This window comes from Acinetobacter sp. ANC 3882, assembly GCF_022549545.1.
In the GTDB taxonomy this organism is placed as follows: Bacteria; Pseudomonadota; Gammaproteobacteria; order Pseudomonadales; family Moraxellaceae; genus Acinetobacter.
The window spans coordinates 202,880-221,975 of record NZ_JAKZGB010000003.1 but is presented as its reverse complement, the minus strand read 5'-3'; the positions used below and the strand labels follow the sequence as shown (position 1 = coordinate 221,975).

The window sequence follows — 19,096 nt, the reverse complement described above, 5'->3', positions numbered from 1 at the left end:
ATTGCCCGTTTTCTCTTTCTCGATATTAACGTTTGATAGAACGTGACATACCAGAGAAACGTTGTTTGAATTTGTCGATACGGCCGCCAGTGTCCACATTCTTTTGTTTACCAGTATAGAATGGGTGGCAAGCTGAACATACGTCAAGGTAAATAGTTTCTTTACCAAGAGCAGATTTAGTTTCGATTACGTTACCACATGAACAAGTAGCAACTAAGTTTTCGTATTTAGGGTGAATATCGGCGCGCATGCTCGATGCTCCTATTAGTAAGAAAGGCTTAAGCTGTTATCGCAATTGATCACTCTCAAAACGAGGAAAGCAAAGTGTTCGCACACTTGCAGATCAACACCACAACAGACCATTTCTTTTGACTCACCGAGACTCTTACGGTCAGAGCAAAGCCAACAAGTGGCAAGCATTATACGCCAAAGAATTAAATTTTGCGAACTATTCCTGCTTGGATTTTGCCCAATGATTCGCAATCACGCCACATACCATGAGCTGAATTTGATGAAAAATCATAATTGGCAGCACAATCATACCCAAAGGTTGCCCAATAAATAGAATTTGCGCCATTGGCACTCCACTCGCCAGTGTTTTCTTTGAGCTGCAAAAAAAGATCGTCACCTGATCAGCCTGATTAAAGCCCAACCATTTCGGTAAATATAAAGCAAGCAGCATAACGATCGTCAGTAACACTGAACATGCAAGGACTAGATACAGTAAGGTTAGCCCACTGACCTGATGCCATAAGCCTGCGACCACTGCACTGCTAAATGCACCATACACCACCATTAAGATTGATCCCTGATCAAAAGCTTTAACGATGCTTGGCACTTTAACCATATACGGAAAAACATAAGGACGAAGTAACTGACCGAGAATAAAAGGAACTAGCAATAACAAGGTGATTTGAATAATCGATTTAGTTGGATCAAAACCATGCTGACTTTGTCCTAAAATAAAATAACTGACCAAAATCGGGGTAATAAACATACCAATGATATTGGAGAAAGAAGCACTACAAACAGCAGCAGCGACATTGCCCTTGGCCATAGAGGTAAATGCAATTGAAGATTGTACTGTGGATGGCAAGAAGCACATAAACAGGAAACCCCAATACAAAGGCTGACCTAACAAAGGTTCCAACACAGGTCTAGCGAGTAGTCCAATGACAGGAAAGATCGCAAAAGTAAAAGCAAACACCAAAGCATGCATTTTCCAATGCATCATCCCCTCAAGCACTGCCTCACGTGAGAGTTTCGCACCATGCAAGAAGAAAAGTATTGCGATTGCGACGGTGGTTAGAATATTAAAATAATGTGCAATTTGCCCCGAAACTGGAAAAAACGTCGCCAGTATTACCATCCCAACTAATAATATGGTAAAGCGATCCAATGCCAATAATTTCAACATAACTTATCCCTATCTATTCTCTAAGAACTATAAAGCCCAGCATGACTTGTTGACCATTTGATCGAACATCATACTGGGCTCTATAAATAAAGCTAGGGCTTTAGATAAGAAATCTTGGGCTTATGTGACCAAAGATTAATTATTATAGGCATCCTGATCTTGTTGAATAAGTTCAACTTTATAACCATCTGGATCTTCAACAAAAGCAATGACCGTTACACCGCCTTTCATTGGACCCGCTTCACGTACAACTTTACCGCCACGAGCCTTGATGTCTTCACATGCTTTATAAGCATCGTCTACACCAATTGCAATGTGACCATAGGCATTGCCAAGTTCATAGCTCGCCGTGTCCCAGTTATGAGTAAGCTCAAGCACGGTGTTGTTTTTTTCATCACCGTAACCAACAAATGCTAACGTAAAACGCCCTTCTTCATAGTCACGTTGGCGTAGCAATTTCATACCAAGTACCTCAGTGTAGAACGTTAAAGACTGTTCTAAATTACCTACTCGTAGCATCGTATGTAACATGCGCATAGTTATTCACCTTTCTGCTGTGTTGTCTGGTTTTCATGGTCACGTAAAAGTTTCGCAACCCAAACCACAAGAACTAAAATTGGAATACCAATTAAAGTCGTCATTAAAAAGAAATTCGGATAGCCAATATTGCTAACGATTGTTCCCGAATACCCACCCAACAATTTAGGCGTGAGCGTCATGAGAGAACTAAAAATCGCATACTGAACTGCTGTAAATGATACGCTGGTTAAGCTGGACAAGAAGGCGATAAATGCCGCACCTGCAAGACCAGAAGCCAAATTATCCACAATAATGGCTAAATATAACCATAAAGAGCTATAGCTTTTAATTACCTTACCAGAAAGCTCGACTGTGCCTTGTTGAGCAGGATCAATCACAGCAATCGGTTGAATATCTACATTGAGCGCTGTTTCAGCATGGGATGCTGTATCAATACGATATTGTCGTGTTGCTAACAATTGATCCGTAGGATTACTTTTTAAGTTTGCTATAGCTGTAATACTTTTACTTGGCGATGCCTGTAAAATTTTGCCATCGATAACGCCACTAAATAAACCCTGTTGATCTAGCTTTGCCACAAACTCCTGACCATCTAAGCTTAAGATCACTGGACGTTCAGCATCTAAATCTTCAGGCTTAATATTCGCAAGCTGTCCTTTAATCACCAAACTTTGTTTTAACTCTTTTGCTGTGAGTTGATCATCACCACTCATGGGCAACAATTGAATTTGAGGCTGTTGCGAGCTGATTAAATATGGCACTGCCAATTGAATTTTAGAGTCAGCCTGATTTTGATATTGGGTGCTCACCTGAACTGAATCTGCCTTTAACAACGCTTCATTCGGTACCTGTAGCTTCCAATACCCCACCTCATCAGTCTGAACTTGATAACGCTGATCACCAACTTGTACTTCAACTTGATCGAGTGGTTTACCCGATTTTACCAAGCCGATAAAAATCAAATTGGTTGAGCTGGCTAAGACTGCACCGACAAACATCAATTTCATAATGTTCATACGCTGTGCCAACAAGCCACCTAAGAAACCGCCCACCAAGCTAAATAAAACACCGTAAATTTTAACCGCTTCTGCAATCTGCTCCTTACTAAAGTTCAGATCTTGATAGAACACATTGGAAATTACCCCTGCAATAATGTCAGAGATACGGAAGAAACCTATCAACAGTAACAGGACTAAAGCCAGTTTGACCCCATAACGCTTAAAGAAATCCAGAATCGGAGCGACCCACGTTTCTTTTGCCATTTGCTGGTTCACGACACCAGTCTTCACTAATCCAAAGCCCACTAATAACGCCGTTGCGGTAGCTGTTAAAAAGCGTAAAGCTTCCAAACCAAATAATGCGGCTGTATCCTTAATCCCTGCTGATTTTGAGATTGCATCTGTGACATTGCCAGAATAAATATAACTAATAACAAAGGTTGCAACTGCAATAAAGAATACAAATACCAAGCGGTAATAATCAGTAGTTTTATAGTGTTTATAAACACGATTTACCTGTGGTTCACGAACACACAAAGTGGTGATGATCCCAACCACCATCACGGCAGCCATGGTTAAATAGGTGTATTTCCAAGCTTCGTAGATGTAGTTGCCTTTCGCTGTACCCAAATAGGCAGCCAAGAACAATGCACCAGCACCAGCAACAATCATCCCGATACGATAACCTGCATTGTAGGTTGAAGCCAAAACCGTTTGCATTTCAGTTTCAGCCAGTTCAATACGGTAAGCATCAATGACAATATCTTGTGTCGCTGCTGAAAAGCCCAACAGTACAGCCCCGACCGCCATCTGGATTAAATAGCTTTGACCCAAAGATGGATCAGAAAATGCCATGATACAAATCGCACAAATAATTAAGCATTGTGCAATGAGCAACCAAGCACGACGACGACCCAAACTTTTAGTTAAAAACGGAACCGGCAATTCGTCAATTAATGGCGCCCAAACAAACTTAAAAGAATAACCGAGTGCAGCCCAACTAAAAAAAGTGACCGCACTTTTATCGATACCAGCCTCGCCCAACCATAAAGATAGGCTAGAAAAAATCAATAAAATTGGAATCCCCGCAGAGAAACCAAGAAATAACATAATTAGAGCACGGCGATCTAAAAATGCTTTAAATGCAGATGCCCAACTAGAGGCTTGAGTTGTCATTGGTTATTATTTTCCATGAACATGCGTGAATGTGCTTATTCAATCGTTTCTTGCCCTTGCTTGCAAGTTGCTTTATGCAACCATTCTTTTGTTTTGTCGATAAAAAACACAAGTTCGCTTGATCTTTAGACCTAAAACTGTATACCTTTAATTACTCAACTTTAGTTTAATTTGTTGGACAGCAACAGTGACCCAAAAACTCGATCAAATGACGGCAACAACTTTATCTTTAACACCAACAAACACTATTACTGCAAACCTTAATTCATTACCTAGCGCTTTCGAGCAGACGGACATACAACCAACACTGACTAAAACAGCATTACGTGCAGATCAACTGACTCATATTCCAGATTTAGCTGAGATACCAAGCTCAACAAAACGGATTAAACCGCTCAACAATTTTTTAGGGCAAGATCGAGCCCGCGCCTCTGTTGAAGCGGGAATATCCTTACCTTATTCAGGTTATAACATTTTTGCTGTTGGCACGGCTGGACTTGGTAAACGCACCATGATTAAGCGTTTGCTGCAGCAGCACGCCAAAACCATGCCAACCCCGAATGATTGGGTATATGTCAACAATTTCAAAAATCCAAGACAGCCCATTGCACTCCGCTTTCCAGCTGGACAAGGCACTAAATTTCAAAATGCACTGCAACAAGCGTGGCAAATCATTTTAAAACAGTTAGAACGTCGTTTTAGTGCAGAAAGCTACCACAATCGTATCGAACGTATTCGTCAAGATACTGGGGACGTGCAACAACAGGCTTTGGTTGAACTCACCAAAGAAGGTGAGGAAATCAATTTAAAATTGATTTCTCGTAATGACAAACATGTATTTATTCCGATGCAACTCAAAGAGAATGAATATCATGAATTAACTCAAAATGAGTTGAATGCTCTACCAAGCAAAGAGCGCACAGAAATCAACTCCAATATCCGCTATATGGAGAAAAAGCTTGAACGCTTAGGTTTGCATCTAGGTGATTTAGAAGATGATGCGCGTGATCGAGTTTCAAGCTTAAATCGTGACATTGCAACACAAGTGGTGATGCCACGTATTGAGTCAATACTCAATAAAAACAAAGAGGTAAATGGGCTAGAACTGTTCTTAAAGCATTATGCTGAAGACATTATTGACAATGTTGAGCTAATCTTAGAACAAGAAGAAGATGATTTTACCCCAGCTTTATTTAACCGTGTCCCTTCACGTTATCAAGCCAATGTGATCATTGCCAACAAACCAAATAGCGGTGCGCCGGTTATTTTTGAAGATTTTCCAACGCATTACAATCTATTAGGTCATGTTGAGCAGTTAACACATAACGGCACGATTACCACCGATTTCACCTTGATTCGTCCTGGTTCTTTGCATCAAGCCAACGGCGGCTTTTTAATGCTTGAAGCTGAACAACTACTTGAGCAGCCTTATGCATGGCAAGGTTTAAAACGAGCATTAAAATCAGGACAACTGAAGTTATCCTCTTTGGAACATATGTTGACCTTAACAGGCAGCATCTCGATTGAACCTGCTTCTGTTCCTTTAGATATTAAAGTGATCTTACTGGCCGAACCTGAGATTTATTATGAAATTTTAGAGCTTGAGCCTGAGTTAGGCAGCGTCTTTAAAATTCGTGCCGACTTTACTGATACATTACAACGTAATGACAGTAATGAACAAGCCTATATGCAGTTGATCGCCGACTATGTTCAAGCTGACAAGTTACTCCCTTTCGATCGCTCAGCGCTTGCCGCTTTACTCACGGACTCTAGCCGCCAAGCCGAAGATCAAAGTTCATTATCACTACATGCCTCAACACTTGGTGATTTAATTCGTGAAGCCCATCATCATGCTTTTAAAGCGGATGATAAAATCGTGATCGATCAGCATGTGAATCAAGCACTGCATCATCGTCAATATCGTCTAGGCTATTTGCGTGAGCTATATTGGCAAGATCTGTCTCGTGGCACCCAGTTGATTGAAACTTCAGGACATCGCCTAGGTCAAATCAATGCACTTTCTGTGATTCACTACGCCGATGTAGAATTTGGTCTCCCTTCCCGCCTGACTGCATCTGTTTATCAAGGTGGCGGCGATATCTTAGATATTGAACGTAGTGTTGAGTTGGGTGGTTCATTGCATGCCAAAGGTGTCTTGCTGATGTCCAGCTTCTTGAAAGCACACTTTGGTCGTGAACAAATCCTGCACTTCTCAGCGGCTTTAGCATTTGAGCAAAGTTACGGACAAGTCGATGGTGATAGTGCGACAGTTGCGGAACTTTCAGCCTTAATCTCTGCCATATGCCAAATTCCGATTGATCAATCTTGGGCCATTACAGGTTCGATGAACCAGTTAGGTCAGGTGCAACCGATTGGTGGCGTCAATGCGAAGATTGAAGGCTTCTATGATGCATGTAAGCTGCAAGGCTTAACAGGCAAACAAGGGGTGATTATTCCACGTCAAAACATGCAACACCTGATGTTACGTCAAGATGTGATTGACGCTGTGCAAGCTGGCCAGTTCCATGTCCACGCCATCGACACCATCGACCAAGCTTTAGAGATTCTCATGGCACGTCCCGTCGGAACTCTCGACAAGAAAGGACGTTACAGCAAGAACTCAATCTACGCTGCGGTCATGGAACAACTTGAGTATTGGCAAGCCATCGAAGACGGTGAAGCAGTTGAAGATGATGAACCAAAGAAAAAGAAAAAGCGTAAGAAAGCAAAAAAAGAAGCTGCTGAAGCGAAAGTCTCAGAAGAAAATGCTGTTGAAGCAAAAAGCTTAAAATCTCTTAAACATAAGAAAAAGAGATAAAAGAAAAAGCCATGTTCCTAGGAGCATGGCTTTTTTGTTAGGCTACGCCCTGTAAGGAACGTCCACCTGGCAACTGAGCAAAATATTGTTTCAACGCATCAATACAGCGATGCACTTTCATCGGGTATTGTTCACGCTTAGACGTTAATGCATGCAAGGTATATGCGGGAAGTTGCCAATCAGGTAAAACCTCAACTAACGAACCACTCACCAATTCTTTCTGAATATCCATATACAAAATACGTGCGATACCATGACCTTGCTGGCATAGAGATTTTGCCACAAAGACATTATTGGTGCCTAAACGTGATTTCATGTCGAGGTTCACCACTTCACCACTGATACCATGACGGAATGCAAAATGTTGATAGCCTTGCATTAAAGTAATGGGCAGTAATTCATGATGGCGCAAGTCTTCAGGACGTGTAATCGGCTGTGCTTGATTTAGGTAACTCGGTGAAGCAACCAATACTTGATCGACTCGCGCTAAAGGCACAGCAGCCAGTTGATGATCATCTACTTTTAAGCTCATGCGAATCGCAATATCAATGCGTTCTTCAATTAAATCGATATAACGGTGATCAGCTTCAAAATGAATTGCCAAGCCTTTATGCGCTGACATCCAATGAGAAAGCGCAGGAATGACGTGCAAAGCACCCAATTCAGGCGTGGTTGCAATACGCAGATCACCGACTAGGTCATCACGTAATTCATTAATTCTGATTTTGCCACGTTCCGCCGCAGCTAACATTTCTTGGCAACTTAAGAAGAATGCTTGTCCAGCTTCAGTAAGACTGAGTTTGCGAGTTGAACGATGAAGTAAAGTAACATCCATTTCTTGTTCTAAAGAACGGATTTGTTGACTGACCGCGCTGGTTGTAATTCCTAAGTCTCTTGCAGCACCGCTAAAAGAGCTTTTTTCGACAACACAGGCAAAAACCCCCATTGCACGCAATTGATCTAGCATAGACTTCCCTCTTACCCTTAATTTATTAATATGCTTATTGTTCTAGTGAAAGCAATCTAATTTGAGTATACAAGGAAGTCTATTTATGCACTAGTGGATTATTAATAAATAATTGAAATATTGTTAATAATCCTAGAGTTAATTTGGTAAAACCGTGACAGGGTTCACAGGTTTTCCATCTAAGCGGACTTGGAACTCCATCATGACGCGTGAAGCACCCGAAGAACCCATTTCTGCAATTTTCTGACCAGCAGTCACATTATCACCGCTCTTCACCAACATTTTGCTGTTATGTGCATATGCGGTGATATAGCCATCAATATGCTTGACCAAGACCAAATTGCCATATTCTTTTAAACCATCCGCAGCATAGACCACTTGCCCATTTGCAGCAGCAAAAATTGGATCACCTTCATTACCACCGTAACGCGTTCCTTTTACATTACTCGCCATATTATAGCTTTGGATAATTGGTCCATTCGATGGTTTCACCCAACGTAAGCTTGAAGCTAGCGTCGATGATGGATTCACTGGCACGGTTGGTACGACAGGACGTGGGATCACAGGCTGTGTTTTTGGTTGAACAGGTTGCTGCGTTGGTAAGTTAATGCTTTGACGCTGAATAGGCGCGGTTTGCGCCATCACTTGTGTTGAGGTTGTGCGTTGAGCGACAGAACCTTTTAAGCGCAAAGATTGATTCACATAAATTCGATATGGCGCAGCGATATCATTGAGTGCAGCTACATCTAAATAGTTCAAACCATAGCGATTTGAAATCGCACTTAAAGTATCACCGGAACGAACAGTATAATAATTCGGTGCTTGCACAGAACGTGTGCCACCATTCACTTGCGGTTTAGATGCACACCCTGTCATCACTGTCACTGTTGCAACCGCCATAGACAAAACGATTGTTTTAATCATCTTCTGTGATAGAAAAACCGAGACATGGTTTAAGTGCATCTTCGCCCTCATCGAAAAAACCTTAATATATTTGCGCCTAAGAGTATCAAAAAAGTGAGAAAAAACGAGTTCTCACCTCTGATATTCACAAAGTTATAACATTCAAACGCCTAACCATTTACATGAGCGTGCAAATTTTCCAGTACTGCATAGTTAGTCGCATCCATTTGGATAGGCGTAATACTGACATAACCATTCGAAACTGCAAAAAAATCAGACTGGATATCACTCGATACGGCTTGTGGATCAGTAATCGCTTCACCTGCCAATCCGATCCAATACACTTGACGACCACGCGGATCAACATGACTACTTATTGGCTTTGATTGCGCACGACGCCCCTGATAAGTGACCTGTGCCCCTTTGATCTGCTCCACATCTGGAATATTAATATTAAAGATATGACGCGGTGGCAAAACAGGTAAACCTTTGGCAATAAAATCATGAACCCATTGAGCAGCAACTGCATAATGTTGCGGATGCTCATAAGCGCGTACATTTGATCCCGCTAGTGATACAGCAATTGCTGGATGCTTCATCAAGCGTCCTTCAAAAGCAGCACCCACAGTACCTGAATATAAAACATCATCACCCAGATTGGCACCACTATTGATTCCACTGACCACCAGATCAAACTCAAAATCAAATAGTCCATTCATGGATAAATAGACACAGTCCGCAGGTGTGCCATTCACAGCCCAAACATCTTCAGAAATTTGTATAGGCCGCAATGGGCGATCTAGCGTTAAAGCACTCGAATAACCACTTCGTTCACTTTCAGGTGCAACCACCACGACGCGACCCAATGGCTTTAACGCTTGGGCCAAAGCTTGTAGTCCTGGTGCGAACACACCATCATCATTTGCTATTAAGATATTCACTAAAATTAATTCTCTATACAGTATCTGCTGGCATATTCAGCTCTACCTTGCATGAACAGCTGAAAATAACTCAAATAAGGCATGAAACCTAGGCAATGGCAATCCACTTGTCAAGTTCCATCACTGAAATTCGACTAAATTCAACCATCCTTCCTCATCTGAACAACATATCTTTCGATGTTCATACAAAATCAATGAGCAACATAAATCACAGTTAAAAATCATAGAGAGATGTCAACAACCACCAGATTACTCAGCAGTTTTCCCAATTGAATTATTCCTTGAATTATATATAGTTATGACTTCATAGTATTAGAAATTTATACAACCATGAGACATTTATCTAAGTTTATCCGAGTTTTCGGGGTGAGTTTCACACTTTTAACAGCACCAGCTGTTTTTGCTGATGAAGCGGTTTCAGTTAAAGAAGCGGATGCATTAATTAAAGATGACATCGCCAATGCACAAGTGCTTATCGAAATGTGTCCTAACTTGATCGGAAAGAACGCCAAGTTTGATCAAAATATCAAGAAAATGGTGGGTTCATATCTCAGCAATTATTCAGATAAAACAGCATCATTAGATAGCCTACAAAAAGATGGCGAATTCAAAACTTTGTTGAAAGATGCGCGTGAAGCAGCATCAGAAGTCGATAAAGCTGAACAAAAGTCTGTATGTGAAGAAGTTTTAAATTTCGAAGGCTAATCAAGCTTTGGAATAATCGTGTGGTTTTAAACCCAAATTGTTTGAAACCACTCTTCCATTATCTACCAAGACATTATTTCTATACATATAAGCATTACCAGGCATCTGGTTCGCGGACCATATGAATAATATTGGCTGGACTGCTGATCCAACCACCTTTGAAGCCCTCAGGTAAAGGCTCAATAGCATCACAACGCACCACACCTGCCTGATTCAGATATTGAGCTGCTTCGGGAAAACTATCTGTAAACAGTTCAAGCCAAAGCTCTGCTTGACTCATCCCCTCAACCACATCAATCCATAATTTAACTGGTCCAAACTCAAAACCAATCTCCGAACCTTTTTCTGTGATTTGCTTAAGACCAATCACATCACGATAGAATGCGACTGTAGCTTCGAATTGATGCGGTGGTAGTTTCAGTGCAATATCAACACCGCCTTTGAATTTTGGCTCCATGTTCTTGCTTCCTCTTTCAATATAATTTGTTATTTTCCTAATTTTTTACTCAACCTTTATATTTCACAACACACATTTAACCGCTACTTTCATTTTCATAAAGCAGCCAATTAGTTTATTTTTTAATCATATTCGGGGTGACTTCGAAGATCAAGTGAAGAGCAAAAATGCACCAAGCAACCTCTTCAAACACATACAATTTTTTAAGCCTGATAAGTCCATTAAACAATGGCTAGGTTTTCAATACTCAAATTAAAAACCACATTTTCTCCACGGTTCCTACAGCAAACATACATTTTTTAACATCCTTTTATGCTATAAGTTATTCAAATTCTTTAAGTCTTGTTATTTGAGTCTGATTTCTTATGAAGAAAAATGTTTTTAAAACACTAGGTTTATCATTGCTCATCGCCTCGAGTGCACTTACTTCATCAGCATTTGCGGCTGAGAAAAAGTCAGAAACTGAAAAGATTGAAGTCACGCCAATGTCTGACAGCGTAACCAAGCAAGAACTTGCTGCAATCTATGTGCTTTCTGAAATCTGCCCAAGTCTCATTGGTAAAGATTTAAAATTTAATAAAGCCTATGACAATCTGGTCAAAGCCTATTTAAGTAATGATACCAAGGCGGTCGAAACACTCAATAAACGCGTGAAAGGCAAAGATTTTCAGGAAGCGTTAAAAGAAGCACGAGCTGATGCAAAAGCAGCTTCTGATAATGACAATCGTCAAATTTGCGATGATGTTCGTAATTATTATTCGAAATAATCCGACCAATTAAGCTTCAGGTTACAATACTGTATGAAAAAGCCGATTTCTCCCGTAGAAGTCGGCTTTGCTTTATCCTAAAATGCTAGGCTCGTCTGCTTCATACAAGATATTGGAACCACCTAGAATGACTCAAAAAAGCGCTCTTGCTGCATTACTCCTTTTGCCAAGCTTTTCATATGCAGCAACTGTCCTATCTGCCCCACCAGAACTAAATAATAAATCCTATGTGTTGATGGATTATGAGACAGGACAGATCCTCGCTGCCAAAAACGAAAATGAAAAACTGGCACCTGCTTCAATGACAAAAATGATGACAAGCTACATCATTGAACAGAAACTTTTAAAGGGTGAATTGACTGAAAACGAACAAGTACGCATGAATGAATCTGCGTGGTGTCGTGGTACCAGTTCAGAATCATGTATGTATGTTCCATTAAATGGCACTGCAACTGTTCTAGAAATGTTACGCGGTATTATTATTCAATCAGGTAACGATGCATCTAAAGCAATGGCTGAGCATATTGCGGGCAATGAAGGTACCTTTGCCCATATGATGAACCAAGAAGCAAAACGTGTGGGTATGGTGAATACGCACTTCATCAACTCAACAGGTATGCCAGCTGAAGGTCATTACTCAACTGCAAAAGATATGGCTGTACTAGCACAACATATCATCAAAGATAGCTCTAAATACTACCCAATTTATTCAGAAAAAGAGTTTGCTTTTAACGGTATCAAGCAAGGTAACCGTAATGCCCTGCTTTATACTGATCCAAGCGTAGATGGTTTAAAAACGGGTCATACCGACGAGGCAGGTTTTTGCCTAACAACATCAAGTAAACGTGGGCCAATGCGTTTGATCTCGGTGATCTTTGGTACACCAAGCATGAATGAACGTGCCAATCAAACACGTACATTATTGGCTTGGGGCTTTGCAAACTTTGAAACTGCAAATGTTCAACCTGCAAACCAAGTTCTTGCCAAAGCAAAAGTATGGTTTGGTAAACAAGATGAAGTTCAAATCGGTTTAGCTGAGAACTTCAATGTCACCATGCCTAAAGGCCAAGCCGACAAAATCAAAACTCAGCTAGTGGTTCAACCTAAACTCAATGCGCCTTTAGCAAAAGGTCAAGTTGTAGGTAAACTCGTTGCGAGCCTTGATGGTAAAGTGATTGCTGAAAAACCACTGGTTGCCTTGAAGCCTGTTGAAGAAGCTGGTTTCTTTGCTCGTATGATTGATCATATTAAAATGTTCTTCAGCAACTTATTCTAATTTTTTAGAATAGGTAGATAAAGCATTCATGCTCTTGGGTATGAATGCTTTTTTATTTTATAATTACCCTAAATTTTCCAATCGAAAGCGACTATGCCAAAGAACATTCGTCCCTATCTAGACCAAAAACCTGATGTCGATTCAAGCTGTTACGTGGATAAAATGTCAGTTGTGGTTGGTGATGTCAAATTAGCAGAGAATGTTTCGGTCTGGCCTTTTGCCGTCATTCGTGGTGATGTAAATTCAATTCAGATTGGCAAAAATAGTAATGTACAAGATCACTGTATGTTACATGTTAGTCATAAGAATCAATCTAAACCGAATGGTTCCCCACTGGTGATTGGTGAAGATGTAACTGTTGGGCATCATGTGACTTTGCATGGATGTACCATTGGTAATCGCGTCTTGATTGGGATTAATACCGTTGTTTTAGATGACGTGATCATTGAAGATGATGTGATGATTGGTGCAGGTAGTCTTGTGCCACCACGTAAAGTTTTAAAAAGTGGTTATTTGTATGTCGGTAGTCCAGTACAACAAGTTCGTGCGCTGACTGAAAAGGAAATGGAGTTTTTACCATATTCAGCTCAGAATTATGTGAAAGTGAAGGATAATTATAAGAAGAATGAAGCTTAACCTCGTTATTATTCTCTTCCATCTTTTATACATCATTAAAAATATTAAACTTTTAGAGATATTTAATGAACGCTGATCATCCACACGACTGTCCCAGTCCTGATGCATTAATCAACCAAACCAAGTCCAATATTGAGAAATACGGACTGCAAGTTATGGGAATTAGTGCAACAGACTATTTACCCTCTTTTAGTTATAGTATTGGTTTATATGAAAACTATCAGCATCCTGAAATTATATGCTTTGGGCTACCAACGGACTTAGCACATACCATCATCAACGATGTCGCTAATCTGATCAAAAATGGAGAAACAATTGCGCTCAATCAAGAGTATGGCGATCAAATTTTTAAAGAAAGTCGTGCTCAATTTTTGCATGTAGATGTTAAAAATATTGAAGATTATTTTGGTGCTGCTTTAAATTACTATCAACACAACAACTTTTCCGCTTTGCAGTTGGTTTGGGCCCATCGCAATAATAAGTTCCCTTGGGAAGATGGATTTGAGGAAAGATTTATTCATGATCAGCCATTGTTAGATCGTAATGCTGATTTTAAATTCAGGGAAGCTAAAAATTTAGGGATTTTTACAACTCGACAATGGCTAGAGCATGCCCAACCTATTTTAAGAGTTGTCCATGATACCGATGGTGATTGGCAGTTTTTAACAGGCGACCAAGAAACCGATGATATTCGCTTAGTTGCTTTAGAACAAATGATATTAAAAGACCCGAGTCTTAATGAAGTTTTTGATCTCGATTACGGTCAAATGGCTGAAAGAGATTTCATCGCTGGTTCATGGACAAGACTCTATCTGGATGAAGAATATCAAGAAGATGAATGATGTCTCTAAGCTAAGGAGACACTCATAAAGAGTTTTTATAACCTTTAGCGTTGATATATGTTCGGCTGAGTTATTTCTAAAAAGTTCTCTGGCTTTGCGAGATCAGCAAATCCAAACTTACGATATAAGCCATGTGCATCCGCAGTCGCTAAAAGAATACGTCTTAACTCTTTTGAATCACACTGATCGAGCAATGCCTTCACAATAAGTTTAGCGTAACCTTTTCCACGAAATTGTGTTTCAACATAAATATCTGCTAGGTAAGCAAAGGTCGCATAATCTGTGATTGCTCGACCAAAACCAATGATTTGGTTATTCCTGATCAACCCCACACATAGAGAATTATTAAATGCCTTTTCAAGTACAGACTTGGGAATGTCTTTCGACCAATAGGCCGTTTTAAGAAATTGATGAACAATATTCAGATCAATTTCATTTTTATCCAGTGTAATTCGAATGTCATCCATATCCCTCTCCAGATTTGAATAAAACTTTTTTGAGTCCTAAGGACTAAAGTAGATTAAATATCTTGGGCTTCCTATACCAATCTTCAATTTAAAAAAGTACCTCATATTTTCCATACAGATAAACCAAGATTAAAATCATGCTTATCATACAAATATATATTTAGATGAGACAACAAATAACCTACACCAAAATCTCACCATAGCCAAAAACTTTCAAATTTTGTAGAATACGTTTTTTAAAACCATGGTGCTTTCTATGACCGCTTGGACACCTCATGTCACAGTCGCCACTGTTGTCGAAAAAGACGGACGTTTTCTGTTTGTTGAAGAACACAGCGAAGGCTTTGTACATACCGTGTTTAATCAACCTGCGGGACATGTAGAATGTGGTGAAACCATTATTCAGGCAGCCATCCGTGAAACCTTAGAAGAAACAGGCCATCACGTCGAAATTGATCATCTACTCGGTATCTACACCTATACACCACCGATGTTTCCTGACCGCACTTATTACCGTTTTTGCTTTCTGGCACATGTCACAGCCGTTGAGGAAAATGCGCAATTGGATACAGGTATCGTGGCTGCAGTTTGGATGAATTTGGATGAATTGCAACAATCCGCACGTGCGCGCAGCCCGTTGGTTTTAAAAGCTGTTGAAGATGCCCTTGCTGGCAAAAAATACCCTTTATCGCTTATTTATGAGCACCCTTTCTCTCCCTCACTTACTTCTCATTTGGATGCTTAATTAGATGCAACAACGTGTCATCGTCGGTATGTCTGGTGGTGTAGATTCTTCTGTTTCTGCCGCACTATTACTTCAACAAGGATATCAAGTTGAAGGCCTTTTCATGAAAAATTGGGAAGAAGATGATGGTACGGATTACTGCACAGCATTGGAAGACTTGGCAGATGCTCAGGCCGTTGCAGATAAAATTGGCATCAAACTGCATACTGCCAACTTTGCGATGGAATATTGGGATCGCGTATTTGAGCACTTCTTAGCTGAATATGCTGCGGGTCGTACACCAAACCCAGATATTCTCTGCAATAAAGAAATTAAATTCCGTGCGTTTCTCGACCATGCCATGACTTTAGGTGCAGACTTTATTGCAACAGGTCACTATGCCCGTCGTGGTGCAAGCATGCAAAATTCACGTGGCGAAACCTATGCGCCATTACTCCGTGGCGTTGATAATAATAAAGACCAGACTTATTTCTTACATGCGGTACATGGTCGTGAAATCAACAAGACCTTGTTCCCTGTTGGTGAAATCGAAAAACCAGAAGTTCGTCGCATTGCAGAAGAGTTAGATCTGGCAACTGCCAAGAAAAAAGACTCCACTGGTATTTGCTTTATTGGTGAACGTCGCTTTACAGACTTCCTGAAACAATATTTACCTGCACAAGCTGGAAAAATTGTTTTGGAATCAGGTAAAGAAGTTGGTGAACATCATGGCTTGATGTACTATACGCTGGGTCAACGCGGCGGTATTGGTATCGGTGGTATGAAAGGTGTACAAGAAGGTGCATGGTTCGTATTACATAAAGATATTGCCAACAATCGCTTGGTGATTGGTCAGGGGCATGAACATCCATTGATGCAAAGTACACAGCTTTGGAGCGAAGCAATTGATTGGGTTGCAGGTGAACAGGACATTCCATCGACTGGATTCCGATGCACAGCAAAAACCCGTTATCGTCAGCCCGATCAAGCGTGTACAATCTACCGCGATGAACAAACTGAAAATGGAATTCGTGTTGAGTTTGACGAGCCACAACGCGCTGTGACTCCTGGACAAAGCGTGGTGTTCTACTCTGGAGAGGTCTGCTTAGGTGGTGGTGTGATTCACCATACCAATGCACCTGAACCAGATTTTATTTAAGGAAATTGGAAGCGAAGCATGGTCGAGTTACCCTTTCAGCACACTCAAGCGTTGAATGTTAGACAGAACCGTGCTCTGGCATTGGCTGCGGTCTTTCAGGCAACTCAGTTAACACATATGACTGCAATGGCTGGCCAGCAAAGCATTGGCGATAGTGGTAACTTCTATTTTGAACTGTTGATCAAAGCCAGCCTGAATATTCGTCCTGCAGCGAATAATGCCTCTCAGACCTTAGATTTTTTTAATCAGCTTGCTGACATTTCACTGGGATTAAAAACCTTAGAAGGTTGTATTACACAACCTTTTAATACTTCACCCAAATCCCGTGTTCCCAAAATGTCGACGGCAAAACTGCCGATGTCCTATGCAATGGCCTTGTTGCAACTGGAAAAGAAAGTTTATAGCAATCCTGAATACGTCAAAATTATAGAAACCGCACAACAGAAAATCTTAAAGCAACTCTCATTTTTCGATAATAATTATTTGCACCCAAGCATCATTGCCAATTTAGCTCAAACCTATGTTGAAACCGCAGGACAGATCAATCCACGTATTTTAGTCCGTGGCAATGCCGAAGCTTTTAAAGACATCAATCATACCAACCGTATTCGTGCATGCTTATTTACAGGCTTACAGCTGGCGCATTTATGGAAGCAGCTCGGTGGCAGCTCTTGGAGTATGATCTTTAGTAAACGCAAATTATTGCAAGATATTCAAGCTCTCGCTCGTTTGCAGTATCAGGTGGTATAGACCGATGCTACAACGAATTTATTTTTATGTTTATTCCAAAATTAAGGAATCTGTATGAATGCTTTAACCGCACTCTCGCCACTTGATGGACGTTACGCTAGCAAATGCGATGCCCTACGCCCTTTTTTGTCTGAGTTTGGTTTAATCCACGCTCGTGTCACGGTTGAAGTGCGTTGGTTACAAGCACTTGCAAATCGTGCAGAAATCATCGAAGTTGCGCCATTTTCAAATGAAACCAATGCGGCTTTAGATGCGATTGTTGCGAATTTCTCTGAAGAAGATGCGAATCGCATTAAAGAGATCGAACGTACAACAAACCATGATGTAAAAGCAGTTGAGTATTTCCTTAAAGAAAAAATTGCCAACATTGATGAATTACAAAATGCGGGCGAATTTATTCACTTTGCCTGTACCTCTGAAGACATTAATAACTTGTCTCATGCACTGATGCTGAAAAATGGCCGTGAAGTTTTAGTTTCGACTATGAAGCAACTTCTCAATGCGATTTCAGCTTTGGCGACGACTCATGCTGAACAACCGATGTTGTCTCGTACACATGGTCAAACTGCAAGCCCGACTACACTGGGTAAAGAGATGGCAAACGTTGCTTATCGTTTAGCGCGCCAAATCAAGCAATTTGAAAATGTAGAATTACTCGGCAAGATCAATGGTGCTGTAGGTAACTACAACGCTCACCTTTCTGCTTACCCTGAAATTGACTGGGCTGCACATGCACAAGCATTTGTTGAGTCTTTAGGCTTGGCATTTAACCCATACACCACGCAAATCGAGCCACATGACTATATGGCTGAATTGTTTGATGCATTGCGTCGTTACAACACCATCTTGATCGACTTTAACCGTGACGTTTGGGGTTATATCTCGCTTGGTTACTTCAAACAAAAGTTAAAAGATGGCGAAGTTGGTTCTTCAACCATGCCTCACAAAGTAAACCCAATTGACTTTGAAAACTCTGAAGGTAACTTGGGTATTGCCAATGCAGTATTGGGTCACCTCGGTGAAAAACTTCCTGTTTCTCGTTGGCAGCGTGACCTCACTGACTCAACTGTATTACGTAATATGGGTGTTGGTTTTGCGCAAAGCTTAATTGCATTTGATGCGTGCTTAAAAGGTGTTGGTAAACTTGAGCTCAATGCTGCTCGTTTGAATGAAGATTTAAATCAAGCACAGGAAGTTCTTGCAGAGCCAATCCAAACGGTTATGCGTCGCTATAATGTTGAAAAGCCATATGAGAAATTAAAAGCGTTGACTCGTGGTCAAGCAATGACCCGTGACATGATGGTGAACTTCGTCAATGGCGATGAACTTGCACAAGTTCCAGCCGATGAACGTGCTCGTTTAGCTGAGTTGACACCTGCAACCTATACAGGTAATGCAGCAGAACAAGCAAAACAAATCAATGATTTGATCAGCAAAATCTAAAACTGCTTGACTCAAAAAAGCAGAGCTTCGGCTCTGCTTTTTATTTTACGGCAGTATTGTTATTTTTTTATAGGGTAATTTTCACAACCTATTCCTAAAAAAGTTTTAAT

General features: G+C 40.7%; 19 protein-coding genes. 10 read left to right on the top strand and 9 right to left on the bottom strand.

Going from position 1 to position 19,096, the window contains the following annotated elements:
* Positions 1-25: 25 nt before the first annotated feature.
* From rpmE to MMO42_RS08575, 4 genes are all read right to left on the bottom strand, one after another.
* A complete protein-coding gene (gene rpmE, locus MMO42_RS08590; RefSeq protein ID WP_005145945.1) occupies positions 26-250 on the bottom strand; it encodes a 50S ribosomal protein L31 in 225 nt (74 codons plus the stop codon).
* A gap of 198 nt (positions 251-448) precedes the next feature.
* Positions 449-1,417, bottom strand: coding sequence for a bile acid:sodium symporter family protein (locus MMO42_RS08585; RefSeq protein WP_005295481.1), 969 nt, complete (start codon positions 1,415-1,417; stop codon positions 449-451).
* 135 nt (positions 1,418-1,552) lie between these two features.
* Entirely contained in the window at positions 1,553-1,954 is a 402-nt protein-coding gene (gloA, locus tag MMO42_RS08580) for a lactoylglutathione lyase (RefSeq protein ID WP_241320105.1), read from the bottom strand.
* A 2-nt stretch (positions 1,955-1,956) separates the two neighbouring features.
* A complete protein-coding gene (locus tag MMO42_RS08575; RefSeq protein WP_241320104.1) occupies positions 1,957-4,131 on the bottom strand; it encodes an MFS transporter in 2,175 nt (724 codons plus the stop codon).
* Between the two features lie 187 nt (positions 4,132-4,318).
* Here MMO42_RS08575 and MMO42_RS08570 point away from each other — a divergent pair, with 187 nt between their 5' ends.
* The gene (locus tag MMO42_RS08570; protein WP_241320103.1) at positions 4,319-6,949 is read left to right on the top strand and encodes an AAA family ATPase; all 2,631 of its coding nucleotides are present in this window, start codon (positions 4,319-4,321) and stop codon (positions 6,947-6,949) included.
* Between the two features lie 37 nt (positions 6,950-6,986).
* Here MMO42_RS08570 and MMO42_RS08565 read toward each other — a convergent pair whose 3' ends face one another.
* The 3 genes from MMO42_RS08565 to surE form a co-directional block, all read right to left on the bottom strand.
* Complete coding sequence (locus MMO42_RS08565) at positions 6,987-7,916, bottom strand: LysR family transcriptional regulator (protein WP_005295489.1); 930 nt, start codon at positions 7,914-7,916, stop codon at positions 6,987-6,989.
* Between the two features lie 138 nt (positions 7,917-8,054).
* Positions 8,055-8,879, bottom strand: a complete 825-nt coding sequence (locus MMO42_RS08560) for a peptidoglycan DD-metalloendopeptidase family protein (protein WP_241320102.1) — start codon at positions 8,877-8,879, stop codon at positions 8,055-8,057.
* Between the two features lie 110 nt (positions 8,880-8,989).
* Entirely contained in the window at positions 8,990-9,760 is a 771-nt protein-coding gene (gene surE, locus MMO42_RS08555) for a 5'/3'-nucleotidase SurE (RefSeq protein WP_005145925.1), read from the bottom strand.
* A 330-nt stretch (positions 9,761-10,090) separates the two neighbouring features.
* Between surE and MMO42_RS08550 the strand changes: the two genes are divergently transcribed.
* Positions 10,091-10,465 (top strand): hypothetical protein, encoded by a 375-nt coding sequence (locus MMO42_RS08550; RefSeq protein ID WP_005145825.1) that lies wholly within the window; start codon positions 10,091-10,093, stop codon positions 10,463-10,465.
* Positions 10,466-10,559: 94 nt separating this feature from the next.
* On the opposite strand, the gene MMO42_RS08545 is transcribed toward MMO42_RS08550, so the two are convergent.
* A complete protein-coding gene (locus MMO42_RS08545) occupies positions 10,560-10,922 on the bottom strand; it encodes a hypothetical protein (protein ID WP_241320101.1) in 363 nt (120 codons plus the stop codon).
* A 365-nt stretch (positions 10,923-11,287) separates the two neighbouring features.
* On the opposite strand from MMO42_RS08545, the gene MMO42_RS08540 reads away from it, so the two are divergent.
* The 4 genes from MMO42_RS08540 to MMO42_RS08525 all read left to right on the top strand — a co-directional run bounded on the left by MMO42_RS08540 (position 11,288) and on the right by MMO42_RS08525 (position 14,443).
* Positions 11,288-11,689, top strand: a complete 402-nt coding sequence (locus tag MMO42_RS08540) for a hypothetical protein (protein ID WP_241320100.1) — start codon at positions 11,288-11,290, stop codon at positions 11,687-11,689.
* 127 nt (positions 11,690-11,816) lie between these two features.
* Positions 11,817-12,965 (top strand): D-alanyl-D-alanine carboxypeptidase PBP5/6, encoded by a 1,149-nt coding sequence (gene dacC, locus MMO42_RS08535; protein WP_005295505.1) that lies wholly within the window; start codon positions 11,817-11,819, stop codon positions 12,963-12,965.
* A gap of 93 nt (positions 12,966-13,058) precedes the next feature.
* On the top strand, positions 13,059-13,601 hold the full coding sequence (locus MMO42_RS08530) for a gamma carbonic anhydrase family protein (RefSeq protein ID WP_241320099.1): 543 nt from the start codon (positions 13,059-13,061) through the stop codon (positions 13,599-13,601).
* Between the two features lie 65 nt (positions 13,602-13,666).
* Positions 13,667-14,443, top strand: coding sequence for a DUF4262 domain-containing protein (locus MMO42_RS08525; protein WP_241320098.1), 777 nt, complete (start codon positions 13,667-13,669; stop codon positions 14,441-14,443).
* 44 nt (positions 14,444-14,487) lie between these two features.
* On the opposite strand, the gene MMO42_RS08520 is transcribed toward MMO42_RS08525, so the two are convergent.
* The gene (locus tag MMO42_RS08520) at positions 14,488-14,910 is read right to left on the bottom strand and encodes a GNAT family N-acetyltransferase (RefSeq protein WP_241320097.1); all 423 of its coding nucleotides are present in this window, start codon (positions 14,908-14,910) and stop codon (positions 14,488-14,490) included.
* A gap of 256 nt (positions 14,911-15,166) precedes the next feature.
* Here MMO42_RS08520 and MMO42_RS08515 point away from each other — a divergent pair, with 256 nt between their 5' ends.
* The 4 genes from MMO42_RS08515 to purB are packed head-to-tail and all read left to right on the top strand — an operon-like array spanning position 15,167 to position 18,986.
* Positions 15,167-15,655: an NUDIX hydrolase gene (locus MMO42_RS08515; RefSeq protein WP_241320095.1), complete on the top strand. Its 489-nt coding sequence runs from the start codon at positions 15,167-15,169 to the stop codon at positions 15,653-15,655.
* Between the two features lie 4 nt (positions 15,656-15,659).
* Positions 15,660-16,793: a tRNA 2-thiouridine(34) synthase MnmA gene (gene mnmA / locus MMO42_RS08510; protein WP_241320093.1), complete on the top strand. Its 1,134-nt coding sequence runs from the start codon at positions 15,660-15,662 to the stop codon at positions 16,791-16,793.
* 18 nt (positions 16,794-16,811) lie between these two features.
* A complete protein-coding gene (gene hflD, locus MMO42_RS08505) occupies positions 16,812-17,543 on the top strand; it encodes a high frequency lysogenization protein HflD (RefSeq protein ID WP_241320091.1) in 732 nt (243 codons plus the stop codon).
* 54 nt (positions 17,544-17,597) lie between these two features.
* Positions 17,598-18,986 (top strand): adenylosuccinate lyase, encoded by a 1,389-nt coding sequence (gene purB / locus MMO42_RS08500; RefSeq protein WP_241320090.1) that lies wholly within the window; start codon positions 17,598-17,600, stop codon positions 18,984-18,986.
* Positions 18,987-19,096 lie beyond the last annotated feature (110 nt).

What these genes read in the sequence shown, in the direction of transcription:
- rpmE (WP_005145945.1), bottom strand. Translation starts at nt 250, where the DNA reads ATGCGCGCCGATATTCACCCTAAATACGAAAACTTAGTTGCTACTTGT.
- MMO42_RS08585 (WP_005295481.1), bottom strand. Translation starts at nt 1,417, where the DNA reads ATGTTGAAATTATTGGCATTGGATCGCTTTACCATATTATTAGTTGGG.
- gloA (WP_241320105.1), bottom strand. Translation starts at nt 1,954, where the DNA reads ATGCGCATGTTACATACGATGCTACGAGTAGGTAATTTAGAACAGTCT.
- MMO42_RS08575 (WP_241320104.1), bottom strand. Translation starts at nt 4,131, where the DNA reads ATGACAACTCAAGCCTCTAGTTGGGCATCTGCATTTAAAGCATTTTTA.
- MMO42_RS08565 (WP_005295489.1), bottom strand. Translation starts at nt 7,916, where the DNA reads ATGCTAGATCAATTGCGTGCAATGGGGGTTTTTGCCTGTGTTGTCGAA.
- MMO42_RS08560 (WP_241320102.1), bottom strand. Translation starts at nt 8,879, where the DNA reads ATGCACTTAAACCATGTCTCGGTTTTTCTATCACAGAAGATGATTAAA.
- MMO42_RS08550 (WP_005145825.1), top strand. Translation starts at nt 10,091, where the DNA reads ATGAGACATTTATCTAAGTTTATCCGAGTTTTCGGGGTGAGTTTCACA.
- MMO42_RS08545 (WP_241320101.1), bottom strand. Translation starts at nt 10,922, where the DNA reads ATGGAGCCAAAATTCAAAGGCGGTGTTGATATTGCACTGAAACTACCA.
- MMO42_RS08540 (WP_241320100.1), top strand. Translation starts at nt 11,288, where the DNA reads ATGAAGAAAAATGTTTTTAAAACACTAGGTTTATCATTGCTCATCGCC.
- dacC (WP_005295505.1), top strand. Translation starts at nt 11,817, where the DNA reads ATGACTCAAAAAAGCGCTCTTGCTGCATTACTCCTTTTGCCAAGCTTT.
- MMO42_RS08530 (WP_241320099.1), top strand. Translation starts at nt 13,059, where the DNA reads ATGCCAAAGAACATTCGTCCCTATCTAGACCAAAAACCTGATGTCGAT.
- MMO42_RS08525 (WP_241320098.1), top strand. Translation starts at nt 13,667, where the DNA reads ATGAACGCTGATCATCCACACGACTGTCCCAGTCCTGATGCATTAATC.
- MMO42_RS08520 (WP_241320097.1), bottom strand. Translation starts at nt 14,910, where the DNA reads ATGGATGACATTCGAATTACACTGGATAAAAATGAAATTGATCTGAAT.
- MMO42_RS08515 (WP_241320095.1), top strand. Translation starts at nt 15,167, where the DNA reads ATGACCGCTTGGACACCTCATGTCACAGTCGCCACTGTTGTCGAAAAA.
- mnmA (WP_241320093.1), top strand. Translation starts at nt 15,660, where the DNA reads ATGCAACAACGTGTCATCGTCGGTATGTCTGGTGGTGTAGATTCTTCT.
- hflD (WP_241320091.1), top strand. Translation starts at nt 16,812, where the DNA reads ATGGTCGAGTTACCCTTTCAGCACACTCAAGCGTTGAATGTTAGACAG.
- purB (WP_241320090.1), top strand. Translation starts at nt 17,598, where the DNA reads ATGAATGCTTTAACCGCACTCTCGCCACTTGATGGACGTTACGCTAGC.